The organism is Actinotalea solisilvae (assembly GCF_016464425.1).
GTDB classification, from domain to species: Bacteria; Actinomycetota; Actinomycetes; order Actinomycetales; family Cellulomonadaceae; genus Actinotalea; species Actinotalea solisilvae.
The window spans coordinates 1-2,394 of sequence record NZ_JADDKQ010000041.1 but is presented as its reverse complement, the minus strand read 5'-3'; the positions used below and the strand labels follow the sequence as shown (position 1 = coordinate 2,394).

At 79.4% G+C, this 2,394-nt stretch carries 2 protein-coding genes; both read right to left on the bottom strand.

Annotation, left to right across the window (positions count from 1 at the left end; translation table 11 throughout):
* Window positions 1-157 precede the first annotated feature (157 nt).
* Window positions 158-766: a hypothetical protein gene (locus JIG38_RS19785; RefSeq protein ID WP_199425350.1), complete on the bottom strand. Its 609-nt coding sequence runs from the start codon at window positions 764-766 to the stop codon at window positions 158-160.
* Between the two features lie 77 nt (window positions 767-843).
* Window positions 844-2,394 (bottom strand): PspC domain-containing protein (locus tag JIG38_RS19780; RefSeq protein WP_199425349.1); only part of this gene is annotated, 1,551 nt, incomplete at its 5' end.

Here is a 2,394-nt window from a genome sequence, read left to right as displayed (position 1 = left end):
CACGACGCGGCCGCACCGGCGAGAGCCGGTGCGGCCGTTGTCGTGCGGGGGCCCGAGCCGGCCGACCGACCGACCAGTCGGCCGGCCGGCCGGCCTGCCCGAGGACCTCGGGGCGTGCCCGGCCCGACCCACGTCCCGCGATGCGGGACCGACGGGGTCAGGAGGACCGGCGCCGACGGGGCGCGAGCAGCGACCCGAGCAGGAGCGCGACGCCCGCGGCGGCCACGAGGCCGATGACCGCGAGCTCGACGTCGAAGACGAGCCCGCTCGCCCAGGCGACGAGGCCGACGCCCACCGCGGCGACGACGAGGCCCCAGACCACGGTGCCGACGCGGACCCCGCGGGGCTCCTCGACCGCGACCGGTGCGGGTGCGGCGTCCGGGGCGGTCGCGCCGGTGGACGCCGCCGACCACGTGGGCGGGGTCGGCGCCTCGGGCGCCGGTGCCGTCGCGCCGAGGGGCGCGGCGGGAGCCGGGTCGTCCCGGACGACCACGTCGTCGCGAGGCGCGAGGCCGAGGCGCTCGTCGAGCGTCAGCCGCTCGGTGTCGGCCGGCCGCGCGGTGTCGAGCCGCGCGGTGTCCGCCAGCCGGTCGCTGCCCTCGGTCGTGCGTGTGCTCGCCGGCTCAGCGCCGGTGCCGGCGGTGCCGGCCGTGCCGTCGGTGCTGTCGCTGCCGTCGGTGCCGTCGCTGCCGGGTGTCGTCAGCGGGGTGGTGGCGGTGAGGTCGTCCGGCTCGGGTGTGCCGCCGGCGGGCGTCGGGGTCTGCATGGTCTGCTCCTCGGTGGGGAGTGGGGTGGTCCGGGGGTCGTCAGCGGCGCCCGGGGGCGTCGCGCCGCGCGAGGGGCTCACGGTGCCTCCTCGATCCGCACGGTGCCCGCGCCGACCGTGACGTCGAGGTGCAGCTGGGGCTCCTCGCCGGCGGCGACGGCGTCGGACTCGAACGTCTGCGTGCCGCCCGTGCCGGGGCTGCCGCGCGTCACGCTCTCGTCGAACCAGTGGACCTCGCCCGCCATGACGCGGACCTCGGCGTCGACCGCCGTGCCCGGCGGGACGGTGACGGTCACGTCACCGGCCCCCACGCCGATCGGCACGTCCACGGTCGCGCCCTCCTCGAGCGGGACCTCGGTGAGGTCGAGCTCGACCTTGCCCGCGCCGACCGAGAAGCCGGCCTCGGCCTCCGCGACGGTCGTCGGGGTGCCGGTCACGTCGCCGACGGCGGCGCCGCCGTCCCAGTCCTGGTCCCAGTCGCCGTCCCACGCGTAGCGGTCGAACGCGGCGAGCGGCAGGAGCGAGAGCGTGAGCACCACGGCGAGGACGCCGAGGCCGCCCGCCGTGCGGCCGCGCAGCCCGGACACGATGATCGCGACGCCGAGGAGCGTCACGGCCACGGCGCCGGCCGTGAGGGCCACCGGGCCGGTGAAGTCGCCCGTGCGCTGCAGGTAGAGCAGCACGGCGAGCGTGATGAGGCTCAGGGCCACGACGACGCCGACGACGCCGGCGCCGGGGCCGCGCGGGCCCGTGCGGGGGAGGACCGTGACCGGGCCGGGTGCCGGCGCCTGCCACGTCTGGCTGCCCTGCCAGGCCGCCGGTGCCGGGGCGCCGTGCGGTCCCGGCGCGGCGCCGTGCCAGCCGTGCGCGCCCGGGGCGCCGTGCCCGGTCGGGGTCTGCGGCGGCGCGGGCGGCGTGCCCTGCGGCGCGGTCGTCGGGTACATGGTCGTGGTCGGTCCTTCCGGTCGGCGCCGCGGCGGTGCCGCGGCAGGGGTGACGTACGGGGTCGTGGGCCCGGTCGTGGGCCAGGTCGTGGGCGGCTGGTCGCCCGGGTGCGGGGGCGGCGGCGCGGTCCAGCCGGGGCCGGCCGGTCCGGCACCGGGGCCGGGCGGCGTCGGGCGGCGGTTGGCCGCGGAGACGATGAGGACGACGACGAGGGCGGCGGCGCTCACCCAGAGCAGTCCGCGCCACCAGCCGGCGTCGGGCCCCCACCAGAGGCCGGGTGACCAGGAGTCGGGGAAGGAGACACCCGCGACGAAGAGCGCGAAGGCGCCGAGCACGGCCGCGTCGAAGTCGCCGCGGAACAGCTGCTGGAGGTGGATGCGCCCGTCGCGCTGCTCGGGCAGCAGGAGCCAGCCGATCGCGTAGAGGACGAGGCCGAGCCCGCCGAACAGCACGCTCACGGCGAGCACTCCGCGCGTGATGAGCGGGTCGATGCCGAGGCGCAGGGCCACGCCCCCCGCGACGCCGCCGACCCACCGCTCCTGCGAGCGGACCAGGCCGGAGCGGCGGACCGCGTCGAAGAAGCTGTCTGCCCCGGTCGGCGCCGGCGCCGGGCCCGCCGGGGGCGGCGTCCAGCCGGGCGCGGGCGGGGGGCCGCCGGCCGGGCCACCAGGGCCGGCCGGGCC